General features: G+C 72.1%; 14 protein-coding genes. 7 read left to right on the plus strand and 7 right to left on the minus strand.

Features of this window, described 5'->3' with window-relative positions:
- Window positions 1-26: 26 nt before the first annotated feature.
- The 6 genes from Dsi01nite_RS44720 (at window position 27) to Dsi01nite_RS44745 (ending at window position 5742) form a co-directional block, all read left to right on the plus strand.
- Window positions 27-2009: a Stk1 family PASTA domain-containing Ser/Thr kinase gene (locus Dsi01nite_RS44720; protein ID WP_203852539.1), complete on the plus strand. Its 1983-nt coding sequence runs from the start codon at window positions 27-29 to the stop codon at window positions 2007-2009.
- Window positions 2009-2878, plus strand: coding sequence for a deoxyribonuclease IV (locus Dsi01nite_RS44725; protein ID WP_203852540.1), 870 nt, complete (start codon window positions 2009-2011; stop codon window positions 2876-2878). The genes Dsi01nite_RS44720 and Dsi01nite_RS44725 overlap by 1 nt, the downstream gene beginning before the upstream one ends.
- Before the next feature lie 74 nt (window positions 2879-2952).
- A complete protein-coding gene (locus Dsi01nite_RS44730) occupies window positions 2953-3534 on the plus strand; it encodes a helix-turn-helix domain-containing protein (RefSeq protein WP_239136650.1) in 582 nt (193 codons plus the stop codon).
- A complete protein-coding gene (locus Dsi01nite_RS44735; protein WP_203852541.1) occupies window positions 3534-3905 on the plus strand; it encodes a hypothetical protein in 372 nt (123 codons plus the stop codon). Before Dsi01nite_RS44730 ends, Dsi01nite_RS44735 begins: the two co-directional genes overlap by 1 nt.
- A complete protein-coding gene (locus Dsi01nite_RS44740; RefSeq protein ID WP_203852542.1) occupies window positions 3902-4948 on the plus strand; it encodes an ABC transporter ATP-binding protein in 1047 nt (348 codons plus the stop codon). Before Dsi01nite_RS44735 ends, Dsi01nite_RS44740 begins: the two co-directional genes overlap by 4 nt.
- A complete protein-coding gene (locus Dsi01nite_RS44745; RefSeq protein WP_203852543.1) occupies window positions 4945-5742 on the plus strand; it encodes an ABC transporter permease in 798 nt (265 codons plus the stop codon). The genes Dsi01nite_RS44740 and Dsi01nite_RS44745 overlap by 4 nt, the downstream gene beginning before the upstream one ends.
- Window positions 5743-5923: 181 nt before the next feature.
- Here Dsi01nite_RS44745 and Dsi01nite_RS44750 read toward each other — a convergent pair whose 3' ends face one another.
- The 4 genes from Dsi01nite_RS44750 to Dsi01nite_RS44765 form a co-directional block, all read right to left on the minus strand.
- The gene (locus tag Dsi01nite_RS44750; protein WP_203852544.1) at window positions 5924-6955 is read right to left on the minus strand and encodes a threonine aldolase family protein; all 1032 of its coding nucleotides are present in this window, start codon (window positions 6953-6955) and stop codon (window positions 5924-5926) included.
- Window positions 6948-8345: a class II 3-deoxy-7-phosphoheptulonate synthase gene (locus Dsi01nite_RS44755; protein ID WP_203852545.1), complete on the minus strand. Its 1398-nt coding sequence runs from the start codon at window positions 8343-8345 to the stop codon at window positions 6948-6950. Before Dsi01nite_RS44755 ends, Dsi01nite_RS44750 begins: the two co-directional genes overlap by 8 nt.
- 68 nt (window positions 8346-8413) lie before the next feature.
- The gene (gene lpdA, locus Dsi01nite_RS44760) at window positions 8414-9787 is read right to left on the minus strand and encodes a dihydrolipoyl dehydrogenase (RefSeq protein ID WP_239136652.1); all 1374 of its coding nucleotides are present in this window, start codon (window positions 9785-9787) and stop codon (window positions 8414-8416) included.
- On the minus strand, window positions 9784-10749 hold the full coding sequence (locus tag Dsi01nite_RS44765) for a magnesium transporter CorA family protein (RefSeq protein ID WP_203852547.1): 966 nt from the start codon (window positions 10747-10749) through the stop codon (window positions 9784-9786). The genes lpdA and Dsi01nite_RS44765 overlap by 4 nt, the downstream gene beginning before the upstream one ends.
- Window positions 10750-10777: 28 nt before the next feature.
- Here Dsi01nite_RS44765 and Dsi01nite_RS44770 point away from each other — a divergent pair, with 28 nt between their 5' ends.
- Complete coding sequence (locus Dsi01nite_RS44770) at window positions 10778-11566, plus strand: thioesterase family protein (protein WP_239136654.1); 789 nt, start codon at window positions 10778-10780, stop codon at window positions 11564-11566.
- 52 nt (window positions 11567-11618) lie between these two features.
- Here Dsi01nite_RS44770 and Dsi01nite_RS44775 read toward each other — a convergent pair whose 3' ends face one another.
- Genes Dsi01nite_RS44775 through Dsi01nite_RS44785 form a run of 3 tightly spaced genes read right to left on the minus strand, consistent with a single transcriptional unit; the run spans window position 11619 to window position 14476 of the window.
- Complete coding sequence (locus Dsi01nite_RS44775) at window positions 11619-11978, minus strand: hypothetical protein (protein ID WP_203852549.1); 360 nt, start codon at window positions 11976-11978, stop codon at window positions 11619-11621.
- A gap of 16 nt (window positions 11979-11994) precedes the next feature.
- Window positions 11995-13866 (minus strand): endonuclease/exonuclease/phosphatase family protein, encoded by a 1872-nt coding sequence (locus Dsi01nite_RS44780; protein WP_203852550.1) that lies wholly within the window; start codon window positions 13864-13866, stop codon window positions 11995-11997.
- Window positions 13829-14476, minus strand: coding sequence for a winged helix-turn-helix domain-containing protein (locus tag Dsi01nite_RS44785; protein ID WP_203852551.1), 648 nt, complete (start codon window positions 14474-14476; stop codon window positions 13829-13831). Before Dsi01nite_RS44785 ends, Dsi01nite_RS44780 begins: the two co-directional genes overlap by 38 nt.
- Window positions 14477-14557: the final 81 nt, after the last annotated feature.

The following is a 14557-nucleotide window of genomic DNA, read 5'->3' on the forward strand; positions in this document are numbered from 1 at the left end:
GTTCACCAGCCGTACACTCGCAGCCAATGGATACCACGGTCGCCGATCCCCTTCTCGGTGCGCTTGTAGACGGGCGCTACCGCGTTCGCTCCCGTGTCGCCAAGGGCGGCATGGCGACGGTCTACACCGCTCTCGACGAGCGGCTCGAGCGCACCGTCGCCCTCAAGATCATTCACCCCGGACAGTCACACGATCCGCAGTTCGTCAACCGGTTCACCGACGAGGCGAAGACGATCGCGCGGCTCACCCACCCCAACGTCGTGGCGGTGTACGACCAGGGCACCCACCACGGCCTGCCGTATCTGGTGATGGAGTTCGTGCGGGGCCGCACGCTGCGCGAGGTGCTCGCCGAGCGCCGCCGCCTGCAGCCGCAGGAAGCGCTCGCGATCATGGAGCAGATGCTCGCCGCGATCGCCGCCGCCCATCGCGCCGGGCTGGTCCACCGCGACGTCAAGCCGGAGAACGTCCTCGTGGCCGAGGCCCCCGGCGACGCGCACAACCTCATCGACGGCGTGGTCAAGGTCGCCGACTTCGGGCTCGCCCGCGCGGTCGAGGCCAGCGCCGACGAGACCGGCTCGCACCTCATGGCCACCGTCGCCTACGTCGCGCCGGAGCTCGTCACCGACGGCCACGCCGACCCCCGCACCGACGTGTACTCCGCCGGCATCGTGCTGTTCGAGATGCTCACCGGCCGGGTGCCCTACGAGGCGGACCGTCCCGTCGAGGTCGCGTGGCAGCACGTCGACCGGGACGTGCCGTTCCCGTCGCGATACACCCCGGGCCTCCCGCCGGCCATCGACGACCTGGTGATCCGCGCGACCCGCCGCGACCCCGGCGCCCGCCCGACCGACGCGGGCGCGATGCTCTCCGAGGTCCAGGCCGCCCGCGAGAACGTCGGCGTGGAGCTGGCGACCCGGTCCCGGCCCCTCGCGCAGCCGACGGTGATCGTGCCGCAGGTCGAGTCGGTGCCGCAGAACGTGTACCGCACCGGTTCGATGTCGGTCGAGCCGGCCCGGCCCTCCTGGGCGAAGCTGCCCAGCCCCTCGCCCGCGCAGCCGCCGGTCCGCCGCCGCCGGGCGCAGCCGGAGCCGACCGGCCCCGGCGCCCGCCTCGCCGAGCTGCTCGCCCAGGTCAACGCCAACCCGCGGACCCGCCTCACGGTGATCGCGGCGATGCTCACGCTGGGCCTGCTCGTCGCCATCGGTGGGTACTGGATCGGCGTCGGCCGGTACACCGACGCACCGGACCTGACCACGATGAGCAGCGACATGGCCGGCCAGCAGGCCAGGGCCGCCGGGTTCAAGGTGAAGTTCGGCCCGGCGAAGTTCGACAAGAAGATCGCCAAGGACAAGGTCCTCGCCCAGGACCCGGCGGCGCACGCCCGCATCCTGGACGGCGGCACGATCACGCTGACGCTGTCGCTCGGACCGGAGATCCACAAGGTCCCCGACATCGCCGGCAAGGAGTACGACCTCGCGCTCGTCGACATCCAGGCGACCGGCCTGCAGGCGACCCGCGCCGAGAAGTTCGACGACGCGATCCCGGCCGGCTACGTCGTGGAGACCGACCCGAAGATCGGCACCGAGGTCAAACCCGGCCAGACGATCAAGATCCTCGTCAGCAAGGGCCCCAACCCGGTCAAGGTCCCCCTCGTCATCGGCAAGAACATCGAAGAGGCCAAGCAGGCCCTCGCCAAGGTGAAGATCACCGTCGGCAAGATCGAGACCGTCGACAGCGACAAGCCCGCGAACGAGGTCACCTCGCAGAGCATCGGCGACGGCAACAGCGTCACCGACGGCATGGTCATCGACCTGCAGATCTCCAAGGGCCCCGCGCTCGTGACGGTCCCCGAGGTCCGCGGCATGCAGCTCGACCAGGCCCGGCAGATCCTGGAGTCGATGGGCCTCGCCGTCGACCCGCAGGGCTTCGGCACCGTCCGGCAGATGGACCCGGGGCCCGGCACCCAGGTCCCGCCCGGCACCCGGATCCGCCTGCTGGCGTACTTCTAGTGCACGGCTCGACACCGGTCGGCGGGCACGCGCCCGCCGCCGGTGGCCTCGCCAAGGCATCGTTGCGCTACGTCGAGCAGACCGACGCCACCGCCGTGCAGGTCTACGTCTCCAACCCGCGCGGCTGGGCCGTCACCGACGGCGACCCCGCCCAGGACGAGGCGTTCCTCAGCGGCTGCGAGGATCGCGGTGTCACCGCCTACATCCACGCCGCGCTCCTGGTCAACCTCGGCTCCCCCACCGTGGCCACGGTCGAGCGGTCCATCGCCTCCCTCGAACACGCCCTGCGCCGCGGCAAGGCGATCGGCGCCCACGGCGTGGTCTTCCACGCCGGCTCGGCCGTCGACGCCGTCCATGCCGAGAAGGCGTTGGATGTGGTACGGGACGTGCTCCGCCCCCTGCTCGACCGGGCCGCCGGGCAGGGCTGGCCGCCGCTGCTGGTCGAGCCGAGCGCCGGAGGCGGCCGTTCGCTCGCGTCCCGGGTCGAGCACCTGGAGGCGTACCTCGCCGCCGTCGACAACCACCCGCACCTCGGCGTCTGCTTCGACACCTGCCATGCCTGGGCCGCCGGGCACGACCTCGCGACCCCCGGCGGCATGACCGCCACCCTCGACGCCCTGCTCACGGCGACCGGCCCCGGCCGGCTGCGGCTCATCCACGCCAACGACTCGAAGGACCCCTGCGGCTCGACCCGCGACCGCCACGAGTCCCTCGGCAAGGGCACCATCGGCGCGGCGGCGTTCGCCGAGCTGACCCGGCATCCGGCGGCGGCCGGCGTACCGCTGATCGTGGAGACCCCCAGCGGCGAACTGTCCGCCGACCACGCCGCCGACATCGCCCTCCTGCGCGGCCTGCCGCTCCCCAGCTGACCCTGCCCGGGCACGGCCCCCGCGATCGACGCGTCTCCTATTGATATCACTATCGATAGTGATACTGTTGAGTCGTGGAGCTGTCGAGGGACCGTTGGGCCGAGCTGGCGCTGCATCCGGTGCGCATCCGGATCCTGCGGGCCGTCGCCGGGACCCGGCTGACCACCCACGACCTGGTCGCGCTGCTGCCGGACATCCCGCACGCCACCCTCTACCGGCATCTGGCCACGCTCGTGAAGAGCGGCCTCATCGAGGTGGTGGAGCACCGCAAGGTCCGCGGCACCGCCGAGCGGGTCTACGCGTTGCCCGCGCACGGCGCGACGCTGGACCCGGCGGCCCTGGCCACGGCGACGCCCGAGGATCACGCCCGCTACTTCACCGCGTTCGTGTCGAGCCTGCTGTCCGAGTTCTCGCGGTATCTCGCCCGCGAGCGGATCGACTTCGTCGCGGACGGGGCCGGATACCAGCAGATCGTGCTCCACCTGACCGACGCGGAGCTGGCGACGTTCGCCGCCGAGCTCAACCGGGTCATCGGGCCACTGCTCGGCAACGAGCCGGGCGAGGGCCGGGTGCCGCGCCTGCTGGCCACCATCCTGCTGCCGGCCGACCAGCCGGCGGCCACCGAGGAAGCACCAACGACGGAAGGAAATGTCTGATGGCAGCAATCACCGTTACCGGAGACCTCATCGACGTCCGGTTCAGCGCCTGGGAGCGGCTGTGGATCGGGCGAGGTCGCCAGGCGATCCCGGTCGCCGGGGTGCGGCACGTGTCGCTCGTGGCCGAGCCGCTGCGCCTGGCACACGGCGGCCGGCGCGGCATCGTGGTGTCCGGCTTCCTCAAGATCGGCATCTGGGGACTGTTCGGTGGCCCCCGCCAGCTCGTGGCGGCGCGACGGGGCGAGCCGGGACTGCACCTCGTCCTGGACCCGCCGGCCGCCGGCGGGGAGTTCGACGAGGCCGTGCTCTCCGACCCGGCCGCGACCGGGATCGTGGACGCGATCTCCCGCGCGATGGCGGCCCGCGCATGACCGGCGACCGCCAGAAGATCGAGGTGAAGCACCTGACGAAGCGATACGGCGAGGTCACCGCCGTCAGCGACCTGACCTTCACCGTCGAGCCGGGCGTGGTCACCGGGTTCCTCGGGCCGAACGGCGCCGGCAAGACCACCACGATGCGGATGCTGACCGGCCTCGTGTCGCCCACGTCCGGCACCGCGACGATCGGCGGCCGTCCCTACGCGCAGCTGCGCCGGCCCTCGCGCACCGTCGGCGCCGTGTTCGACGCGAACGCCTGCCACCCCGGCCACACCGCCCGGGACCACCTGCGGGTCTACGCCGCGATGGGCGGCTACCCGGACGGCCGGGTCACCGAGCTGCTCGACCTGCTCGACCTCGCCGGGGCCGCCGACCGCCGCACCCGCGGGTTCTCCACCGGCATGCGGCAGCGGCTCAACCTCGCCACGGCGCTGCTCGGCGACCCGCGGGTGCTGCTGCTGGACGAGCCCGGCAACGGCCTCGACCCCGACGGCGTGCGGTGGCTGCGCGGGTTCCTGCGCCGGCTGGCCGGCGAGGGCCGCACCGTCCTGATCTCCAGCCACGTCCTCAGCGAGCTGCAGCAGCTCGTCGAGGACGTGGTGGTGATCCGGCGCGGCGAGCTCGTCGCCGCCGGGCCCTGGTCGCGGCTCGCCGGACCACCATCGGTGCTGGTGCACTCCCCCGACGCCGACCGGCTGGCCGCCGTCCTCCGCGACCACCGGCCGGACGGCGACGCACCCCGGGTCGACGCCGCCGCAAGCGGCCGGCCAGACGGTCATGCGGCCCGGGTCGAAGCCGCCGCGGGCAGCCGGACGGACGGCGACGCACCCCGGGTCGACGCCCTCGGTGGCGGCCGGCTCCGCGTCCACGGGCTGGGCGCACCCGAGGTCGCCGACCTCGCCGCCGCGCACCGGCTGCGGGTGCACGAGCTGGTCACCGAGCGCGCCGACCTCGAGCAACGCTTCCTGGAACTGACCAAAGAACTGACCAACGAACTGACCGACGAACTGACCGACGACACGGGGATCGCCGCATGAGACACCTGGTCAAGGCCGAAATCCGCCGGCTCCTCGCCACCCGCGTGTGGACCGGGCTGTTGCTCGCCGCGACCCTGCTCGGCGGCGGTCTGATGGGTGCGATGGCGCTCGTCGGGCCGGAGCACTTCGACCCGCCGATGCCCGGACTGGACACCGAGGCCGGCGTCCGGTCGATCCTCGGCATCCTCGGCTACACCGCGTTCGTGCCGGCCGCCGCCGGCACCCTCGCCGTCACGTCCGAGTACCGGCACGGCACCGCCGCCGTCACGTTCCTGTTCGCGCCCCGCCGCTGGCAGGTCCTCGCCGCCAAGCTCGCCACCTACGGCGGCGCCGGGCTGGCCTTCGGGCTGGTCCTCGCCGGCACCGCCGCGGCGGCCCTGTTCGGCGTCGCCGCCGCCCGCGGCGTCCCGCTCGGCCTCCCGGCCGGCACCGTGCTCGGGCTGCTGGCCCGCATCGGCCTCGCCATGGTCGGCTACCTGCTGATCGGCGTGGGCGTGGGCGCCCTGCTCCGCAGCCAGGTCACGGCACTGTGCGCCGTGATCGGCTATCTGTACCTGGGCGAACCACTGCTCATGATGATCCCCGGGGTCAACACGCTGTATCCGGTGCTGCCCGGCGGCGCCATGGCCGCCCTCACCGGCTTCACCTATCTCGCCGACGCCGTGTCGCAGGAGCTCGGCAGCACCGCCGTCCGGCTGCTCCCACCGGCCGCCGGCGCGCTGCTGCTCACCGGATACGCCCTCGCCGCCGCCGCGATCGCCGTCGTCCTGCCCATGCGCCGCGACGTCACGTGACCCGAAACCGCCACGTCACCTGACCCGAAACCGCTACATCCGCTGACCGGAAACCGCCACGTCACCTGACCCGAAACCGCCACGTCCGCTGACCGGAAACCGCGACGTCACGCGACCGGAAGTCGCCGCGTCACCTGACCGGAAACCGCGACGTCATGCGACCCGGAAAGGCCGGCGGGGGTCAGGTCAGGAGCTTGGTGAGCACCGACGCGGCGGTGGCGACATCCTCGTCGGTGAGGTCCAGGTGCGTCGTCAGGCGGACCGTGCGCGGCCCGAACGGCGACACCAGCACCCCGAGCTCGCCGGCCGCCGCCGTCAGCTGCGCCGCGTCGAGCGCCGCCGCGCGCAGGTCCAGCATGACGAGGTTCGTCTCGACCCGGGCCGGGTCGACGACGCCCAGCGGGGCGAGGGCGAGGGCCAGGTGGCGGGCCTTGGCATGGTCCTCGGCGAGGCGGTCGATGTGGAACCGCAGGGCGTGCAGGCCCGCCGCGGCGAGGATGCCGGCCTGCCGCATGCCACCACCGAGGCGCTTGCGGATCACACGGGCCTGCGCGATGCGCTCGGCGGAGCCGATGACCAGCGAGCCGACGGGCGCGCCGAGGCCCTTGGACAGGCAGACGGACAGGGTGTCGAAGAGCCGGCCGTATTCGGCCAGGGGGATGCCGGTGGCGACGTGCGCGTGCCAGATGCGGGCGCCGTCGCAGTGCAGGAGCAGGCCGTGCTCGTCGCAGACGGCGCGCAGCGCCTGGAGATCGGACCACGGGATGATCGAGCCGCCGCCGCGGTTGTGGGTCTGCTCGACGGCGATCGCTCTGGTGGGGACGGTGTATCCACCGGGCTGGCGGATCATGTCAGCGATGGCGGCAGGGTCCAGGGCGCCGCCGGCGAAGGGCCACGTGCGGGTGGAGATGCCGCCGAAGGCCGCGGCCGCGCCCATCTCGTAGGTGACGATGTGGGCGTCGGCGTCGCAGAGCAGCTCCTCGGCGCGCGGGACGACGAGCTGGATGGCGATCTGGTTGGCCATCGACCCGGACGGCGTGAAGAGCGCGGCCTCGTGCCCGAACAGTGCGGCGGCATGCGACTGCAGCTCGTGCAGCGACGGGTCCTCGTCGAACACGTCGTCGCCGACCGGCGCCTCGGCCATCGCCAGCCGCATGGCCGGCGTCGGCCGGGTGACGGTATCGGAGCGCAGGTCCGCGACCCGATCAGCCACGCAGCATCTCCGCGACGAGGAACGCCAGCTCCAGGGACTGCTGCGTGTTGAGCCGCGGGTCGCAGGCCGTCTCGTATCGGCCGGGGAGGTCCTCGTCGACGATCGCCTGGGCGCCGCCGAGGCACTCGGTGACGTCCTCGCCGGTGAGCTCGACGTGCAGGCCGCCGGGGTGGGTCTCCAGCTCGCGGTGGACCTCGAAGTAGCCGAGGACCTCGTCGACGATCCGGTCGAAGTGCCGGGTCTTGTACCCGTTGGAGGACTCGTGGGTGTTGCCGTGCATGGGGTCGCACTGCCACACGACGCGGCAGCCGGCGGCGGTGACCTTCTCCACGATCGGCGGGAGCGCGTCGCGGACCTTGGTGCTGCCCATGCGGGCGACGAACGTGAGCCGGCCCGGGATGTTGTCGGGGTTGAGCTTCTCGAACAGTTCGAGCGCCTGCTCGGGGGCGGTGGTCGGGCCGAGCTTGACGCCGATCGGGTTGGCGATGCGCGACATGAAGTCGACGTGGGCGCCGTCGATCTGGCGGGTGCGCTCGCCGATCCACAGGAAGTGCCCGGACAGCCCGTACGGACGGCCGCCGGCGATGCGGGCCAGGGGGCGTTCGTACTCCAGGGCGAGCGCCTCGTGCGAGCAGTACAGGGTGACGGTGCGCAGCGCCTCGTCGTCGTTGACGCCGCAGGCCTGCATGAAGCGCAGAGCGCGGTCGATCTCGCGGGCGATCGCCTCGTAGCGCTGGCCGGCGGGTGAGGTGACGACGAAGCCCTTGTTCCAGTCGTGGACGGCGTGCAGGTCGCCCATGCCACCGCCGAGGTAGGCCCGGAGCATGTTCATCGCGCTGGAGGAGTTGGCGTAGGCACGGACCATGCGCTGCGGGTCGGCGATGCGCGCCTGCGGGTCCTGGTCCAGCGAGTTGATCATGTCGCCGCGATACGCCGGGAGCCCGAGCGAGTCGAGGGCCGCCGAGCGGGGCTTGGTGAACTGGCCGGCGACCCGGCCGAGCTTGATGACCGGCAGGGACGCGCCGTAGGTGAGCACGACGGCCATCTGCAGCAGGGTGCGGGCGTTGGCCAGGACGTGCGCCTCGGTGTTGTCGGCGAACGTCTCGGCGCAGTCGCCGCCCTGCAGCATGAACGCCTTGCCGTCGGCGACGAGGGCGAGCCGCTCGCGGAGCTGGTCGACCTCATACGGCGCGACGATCGGTGGCACCGAGGACAGCAGCTGACCGACCTCGTCGACCGCCTGCTGGTCCGGCCACGGCGGGGTCTGCGCGCGGGGCAGGGTGCGCCAGTGGTCGAGCCCGAACTCCTCGTCGTCTCCTGCGTCGCCGGCGATGGCGACTCGGGAGATCTCGGGACCGGGATATGTGAAGTGGTGCCACTCCTGCCGCATACCTGGAAGCGTACCGACTCATCGGGACCGGCGGTTGCCGCCATCCCGCCGGTCCTACAAGCTGAGAGTCACATGTTGATCATGTGACCGGCGAGTCCGTGGATCGCTTCCTTGACCGCCTCGCCGAGGGTCGGGTGGGCGTGCACGTTGCGGGCGACCTCGTGCACCGTGAGGTCCCACTGCTGGGCCAGGGTCAGCTCCGGCAGCAGCTCGGTGACCTCGGGGCCGATCAGGTGGGCGCCGAGGAGCTCGCCGTACCTGCCGTCGCTGATGATCTTCACGAAGCCCGTCGCGTCGCCGAGGCCGTGCGCCTTGCCGTTGGCGGTGTACGGGAACTTGACCACCTTCACGTCGAAGCCCTGCTCGCGGGCCTGCGCCTCGGTCCAGCCGAAGCTGGCGATCTGCGGCTGGCAGTACGTCGCCCGCGGGATCATGACGTAGTCGAGCTCCATGGTCTCCGCACCGGCGATGGTCTCCGCGGCGATGATGCCCATCGACTCGGCGGCGTGCGCGAGCATCAGCTTCGCGGTGACGTCGCCGATCGCGTAGATGTGCGGCACGTTGGTCCGCAGCCGCCCGTCGACGGCGATCGCGCCCCGGTCGGTGAGCGCCACCCCGGTCGTCTCCAGGCCGTAGCCCTCGACCCGGGGTTGGAAGCCGATCGCCTGCAGCAGCTTGTCCGCCTCCAGCACCTGCGACTTCCCAGCGCTTGAAACGGTGACCTTCACGCCGTCGGCCGCCTCTTCCACCGACTCGACGCGCGTGGAGGTCAGGACCTGGATGCCGAGGCGCTTGTACCGCTTCGCCAGCTCCGCCGACACCTCGGCGTCCTCGAGGGGCACCATGCGGTCGAGGAACTCCACGATGGTGACCTTGACCCCGTAGTTGTGCAGGACGTATGCGAACTCGACGCCGATCGCGCCCGCCCCGGCGATGATGATCGAGGAAGGCAGCTCCTCGGACAGGATCTGCTCCTCGTAGGTGACCACCCGGGACGACAGCGAGGTGCCGGGCAGCAACCGGGTGGTGGCACCGGTGGCGATGATGGCGTTGGCGAACGTGATCGTGTCGTCGCCGACCCGCAGCGTGTGGTCGTCGAGGAAGACGCCACGGTCGTGGAACTGGCGGATCTCGTTCTTCTTCATCAGGTAGTGCACGCCCTTGACCCGGCCGTCGGCGACCTTGCGGCTGCGCTGGAACGCGGCGGAGTAGTCGAAGGTCACCGACCCCTGGATGCCGAACGTCTTGGCCTCGGCGGTGAAGATGTGCGCCAGTTCGGCGTTGCGCAGCAGGGCCTTGCTGGGGATGCAGCCGACGTTGAGACAGACGCCGCCCCAGTACCTGTCCTCCACGATCGCGGTGCGCAGGCCGAGCTGGGCGGCGCGCACGGCGGCGGTGTAGCCGCCCGGGCCCGCGCCGAGGACCACCACATCGAAGTTCATAGCCAATCCTTGCGTTTGAAGGTGACGTACAGCCCCACGGACAGCACCACGATCAGCACGGCGGAGGTCACGAAGCCCGCACGGTGCTCGAAACCCGGGAACGGAAGGTTCTGCCCGTAATAACCAGTAACAGCGGTGGGCACCGCGATGATGGCCGCCCAGCTGGTGACCTTCTTCATGATGTTGTTCATCCGGTTGCCCTGCACGGCGAGGTTCGACTCCAGGATGCTCGCCACGAAGTCCCGCAGGCTCTCGGTCCACTCCGTGACCCGCATGACGTGGTCGAAGAGGTCCTGGTAGTAGGGCGCGATGTCCTCGTCGACGAACGGGGTGCGGCTCAGGCCGCTGACCACCTCGCGCATCGGCAGCACGATCTTGCGCAGGTGGCTGAGGATGCGGCGGAGCCGGAAGTTGCGCTGCTGCACCTCGCGGACCGCCTCCGGGGTCTCCTCGAAGAGCTTGTCCTCGAGCGCCTCGAGCGCGTCGTCGAGCTCCTGCACCGCGTCGAAGTGCCCGTCGACGATGACGTCGAGCAGCCCGTGGACGAGGTAGGCGACGCCGTGCCGGGCCAGCTCGGTGGTGGCGTCCCAGCGCCGCACGACCGCGTCGACGTCGAAACCGTCGCCGTGGACCGTGATCAGCGCCCGGTCGGTGAGGAACGCCGACACCTGGTGCACGGCCAGGTCGGTGGCGTCGCCGTCGAAGCCGACCTGGTACGCGCTGAGGTACAGGTGCCCGCTGTAGTGGTTGAGCTTCGGCCGCTCCCGCGGCGAGGACGCGTCCTCGATCGCCAGCTGGTGCAGCCCGAACTCCTCCTGCACCCGCTCGTACTCCTGCGGCGACGGCGAGACGAGGTCCAGCCACACGATCGTGTCCTCGGCCTGCAGGTGATCCGAGATATCGTCGAGCGGGAAGTCCTCGGCTACCAGGTCACCGTTGCGGTAGAGCCGCGTGCGAGCCATGCCGTCATCCAACCAGAAGGAGGCAGGCGTGGCAGCGTTCACGGACGCGACGCGGGTCCGGTCCGACGGCGAGGGCGGCTTCGAGGCCGACCTTGATCCACTGTGGACCGTCGGCGGGAAGCCCAACGGCGGCTACCTCCTGGCGATCCTCGCCCGGGCGGCGGTCGAGGCGGCCGGCACCCAGCCGCATCCGATGTCGGCGAGCGCGGTGTACCTGTCGCCGCCGGACCCCGGCCCGGCCGCCGTCACCGTCGAGGTGCTGCGCGCCGGCCGCTCCGCGAGCCAGGTCAGGGCGCGGCTGAGCCAGAAGGACCGCACCTGCGTCGAGGCGCTGTTCACCCTCGGCACGCTCGCGGCGGCCGGCGACCCCCGCTGGATCGACAGCACTCCCCCTCCGGTCGCCGCCGAGGCGGACCTGCTGCCGACGCCGTCGGAGGCGCCCGGCACCGGGCTGCGCATCGACATGCTGGACCAGTTCGAGCAGCGCATCGACTGGCAGGCGGTCGGCGACCCGGCCGGTGAGCTGCGCGGCTGGCTCCGCCTGCCCGACGGGGTCGGCTGGGACCCGGTGTCGCTGCTGTTCGCCGCGGACGCGTTCCCGCCGGCGACGTTCACCCTGGGCAGCAACGGCTGGACCCCGACGCTGGAGCTGACGGTGTACGTGCGGGCCCTGCCCGCGCCGGGTCCGCTGCGGGTCCGCCAGCGGGCCCGCCTGCTCACGGAGAGCCTCGTCGACCAGGTCTGCGAGATCTGGGACGCCGACGGCCACGTCGTCGCCCAGGCCACCCAGCTCGCGGCGTACCGGATGGCTGGATAGCACTGCGCCCCGCACCGGGAACCGGTGCGGGGCGCAGCTGTGGGAGAGGAGGTTACCGCTTGACCCGTTTCCTCACGCTCTTGCTGGTGCTCCGCCAGGCGTTGACGGCCCGCTGACGCGGCGTCGGCTTCCGGCGGCGACGCACGACCGTGACCACCGCGACGATCACGGTGGCGACTCCGGCCGCTGCGGCGGTCACCAGCGGAACGGGCCGACGGCGTGCCACGTCCTTGCCCTGCTCGGCCAGTTCGGCCGCGCGCTGCTTGGTCTTGGCGGACATCGTGTCGACCGTGTTGCCAAGGTCGTCGCGAGTACCGGTGGCCGTGTCATTGGCCCAGCCACCGATCTTGCTCCCGTTCGCATGTGTGACGCTCATCGCTGCCCCTTTCTCTCTGAGCGTCAGGTTGCCCACCGACGGGGCGGCTCAATCACCGCAATGTTGTGGCGACCATCGCATGGTCCGACGTCACTGCCCTGCCGACACTGACATCGGCGCAGGTCAGGCCCCGGACGAGGACGTGGTCGATCTGCTTGACGGGCACGTCGGCGGGGAACGTGCGCACCGGCCGGAACGCGGCGAACCCGTCGGCGTAGCCGGCGTCCGCGAACGCCCGCATCGACGCGTCCCCGGGCTCGATGTTCAGGTCGCCGGCGATGAACGTGGGCCGGCCCGCGCCGAACCGGGTCGCGAACGCGGCGATCTCGGCGACCTGCACGAGGGGCTCGGCGTCCGGCGGCGGCTGGATGTGGGTGGAGACGACCGCGATGTCCCGGCCGCCGAACCGCACGACGACGCCGAGAGCCTGGGCACCGGTCGGCGCGCCCACCGCGGACAGCGGCACCGTCTCGACCGCACCGACCGGCAGGTTCGTCAGCACCGCGTCGCCCCAGACGGCGTCCGCGGCCGGCCCGAACCAGTACCGCATGCCGAGCGCGGCGGCGAGGACCCGCAGGTCGTCGTGGCCGCCGTTGAGCAGCCAGGCCCGGTCGACCTCGGACAGGACCACGACGTCCGGGTCCGACGCGGCGATCGCCCGGGCCGCGACGGCCGGACGGTAGGTGCCGTCGAGTCCGAAACCCATGCGGATGTTGTACGCGACGAGCCGCAGCCCCCGGTCCGGATCGCCGGGCGTGACCGCCGGTGTGACGGTGACCCCGAGCAGCGGCACGAGGAAGCACAGGGCGAGCGCGGCGAGCCCGGCCCGGCGCGGCACCCCGGCGGCGGGGACGCCCGCCCCGGAACGCAGCAGGATCCAGGCGGGGGCGACGGCGACCGCGACCGGCACCCACTGGTTCGGGTAGCCGAGGTCGTAGGCGGCGTAGTACGCGACGGCGGCGACGGCGAACACCACCATGCCGGCGACCGCCGCGTAGCCGGCCGCCGCGGCCCGCACAGGCGCGCCGTCGGCCGCCGCGGCCCGGAACGCGCGGCCGAGGGCGCCGCAGCCGAGCAGCAACGCGACGAACAACCCGTCCGGGAAGAGCCAGATGACCGCGGCGGCGAGCAGCAACACCCCCGCCAGGACCCGCTCGAAACGCCCCCGGAGCCGCCCGGTGGCCCCGGCCAGGAACCCGGCGACGGCCAGGCCCAGCAGCAACTCGGGCACGGCGGGCGGCGCGCTGCCGGCGACCGGGTCGAACCGGAACGACACGGCCACGGTCGCGATCGCCGGGGACAGGGCGAACATCCCCGCCAGCAGCATCGCCGGTCCGACCAGGAACCAGGCCGCCGCGGAGCTGCGACCGGGTGCGGCACGGTGCTGGCACCGTAGGAACCGCTGCTGGCACCAGAGGAGCACGAGGCACTCGAGCGCGACGATCGGCGCGGCCCACCAGCGGGACTGCCAGCTGAGGTCGACCGTGCGCAGGGCGGCGTGCTGCAACGCGGCGGCGGCGAGGCCGACGGGGACGCCGACGGCTGCGGGGCCGCCGCGCACGGCGCTCGCCGCGAGCCAGGTCAGCCCGGCGAGCAGGCCGATGGAGGCGACGTAGAGCTGCGGCTGTCCACCGTGGACGAACAGCAGCGCGAAGCGGCAGGCGGCGAGCCCGGCGGCACCGGCGATCGCGACCTTCGCCGCGTCCCATCTCGCCGCGAGCGGCACGACGGCAAACGGAACGAGGAACCACAGCAGCGCGAAGGCGCCCATGAGCTCGGCCGGCGTCGAGGCGGCCTGCCCGAAGATCGTGATGATCGACGGGAGCCACACCCGCAGCAGGTCGACCAGGAGCAGGATCCCCGCGGCGAGCGCGGGGATCCGGGGGTCAGTCCTCGCGAACGACAACCTGGACGGCGGCGTCATCGTCGAGACGATAGCCGACACCGCGGACGGTGGCGATGATCCGGGCGGCCTCGCCGAGCTTGACCCGCAGGCGCCGCACGTGGACGTCGACGGTGCGCTCGGTGCCGACCATGTCGTAGCCCCAGACCTGGCGCAGCAGCTGCGCCCGGCTGAACACGCGCCGCGGGTGCTCGCAGAGGAACAGGAACAGGTCGTATTCGCGGCGGGTCAGCGGCACGGGCGCGCCGTCGCGCAGGACGAGCCGGGAGCCGGTGCACAGGTACAGCGAGGGGGCGTCGGCGGCACCGATCCGCTTGACCCTGGTGGGCTCGGCGGCGACGCCGGCGTCGGTGGTCTCGACCAGTCGCAGGTTACGGCCGGTGTGCTGGGACGGCCCGTGCTGCAGCGTGTGCGCCGTCGCGGTGGCACGCTGCAGCGGCGCCGGGGTCTGCGGGCCGCGCTGGATCGACGGCTGGATCTGCTGTTTGGCCTGGCTGGCGGCGAGCGCCTCGAGGTCGCTGATCAGGCGGGATGCCTCCGGTGGGAGCTCGTCCCCGTTGAGGGTGATGTGCACGGTGATGGTGACCACCGATGGCGCTACCTCAGGAGCGCCGACGACCGAAATGGCCATTTTCAGATCCTCTCGAAAAGCCTTTGGAATGACGCCGAATCAACGGATAGCCGCTCGACAAAGGCCGTCGAAATGGTGTGC

Origin of the sequence: Dactylosporangium siamense (assembly GCF_016862795.1) — a bacterium.
Lineage (GTDB): Bacteria > Actinomycetota > Actinomycetes > Mycobacteriales > Micromonosporaceae > Dactylosporangium > Dactylosporangium siamense.

Excerpts from the sequence above, each read along its gene's own strand:
- Dsi01nite_RS44735 (WP_203852541.1), top strand. The coding sequence starts at position 3,534 with ATGGCAGCAATCACCGTTACCGGAGACCTCATCGACGTCCGGTTCAGC.
- Dsi01nite_RS44740 (WP_203852542.1), top strand. The coding sequence starts at position 3,902 with ATGACCGGCGACCGCCAGAAGATCGAGGTGAAGCACCTGACGAAGCGA.
- lpdA (WP_239136652.1), bottom strand. The coding sequence starts at position 9,787 with ATGAACTTCGATGTGGTGGTCCTCGGCGCGGGCCCGGGCGGCTACACC.
- Dsi01nite_RS44755 (WP_203852545.1), bottom strand. The coding sequence starts at position 8,345 with ATGCGGCAGGAGTGGCACCACTTCACATATCCCGGTCCCGAGATCTCC.
- Dsi01nite_RS44765 (WP_203852547.1), bottom strand. The coding sequence starts at position 10,749 with ATGGCTCGCACGCGGCTCTACCGCAACGGTGACCTGGTAGCCGAGGAC.
- Dsi01nite_RS44720 (WP_203852539.1), top strand. The coding sequence starts at position 27 with ATGGATACCACGGTCGCCGATCCCCTTCTCGGTGCGCTTGTAGACGGG.
- Dsi01nite_RS44745 (WP_203852543.1), top strand. The coding sequence starts at position 4,945 with ATGAGACACCTGGTCAAGGCCGAAATCCGCCGGCTCCTCGCCACCCGC.
- Dsi01nite_RS44780 (WP_203852550.1), bottom strand. The coding sequence starts at position 13,866 with ATGACGCCGCCGTCCAGGTTGTCGTTCGCGAGGACTGACCCCCGGATC.
- Dsi01nite_RS44785 (WP_203852551.1), bottom strand. The coding sequence starts at position 14,476 with ATGGCCATTTCGGTCGTCGGCGCTCCTGAGGTAGCGCCATCGGTGGTC.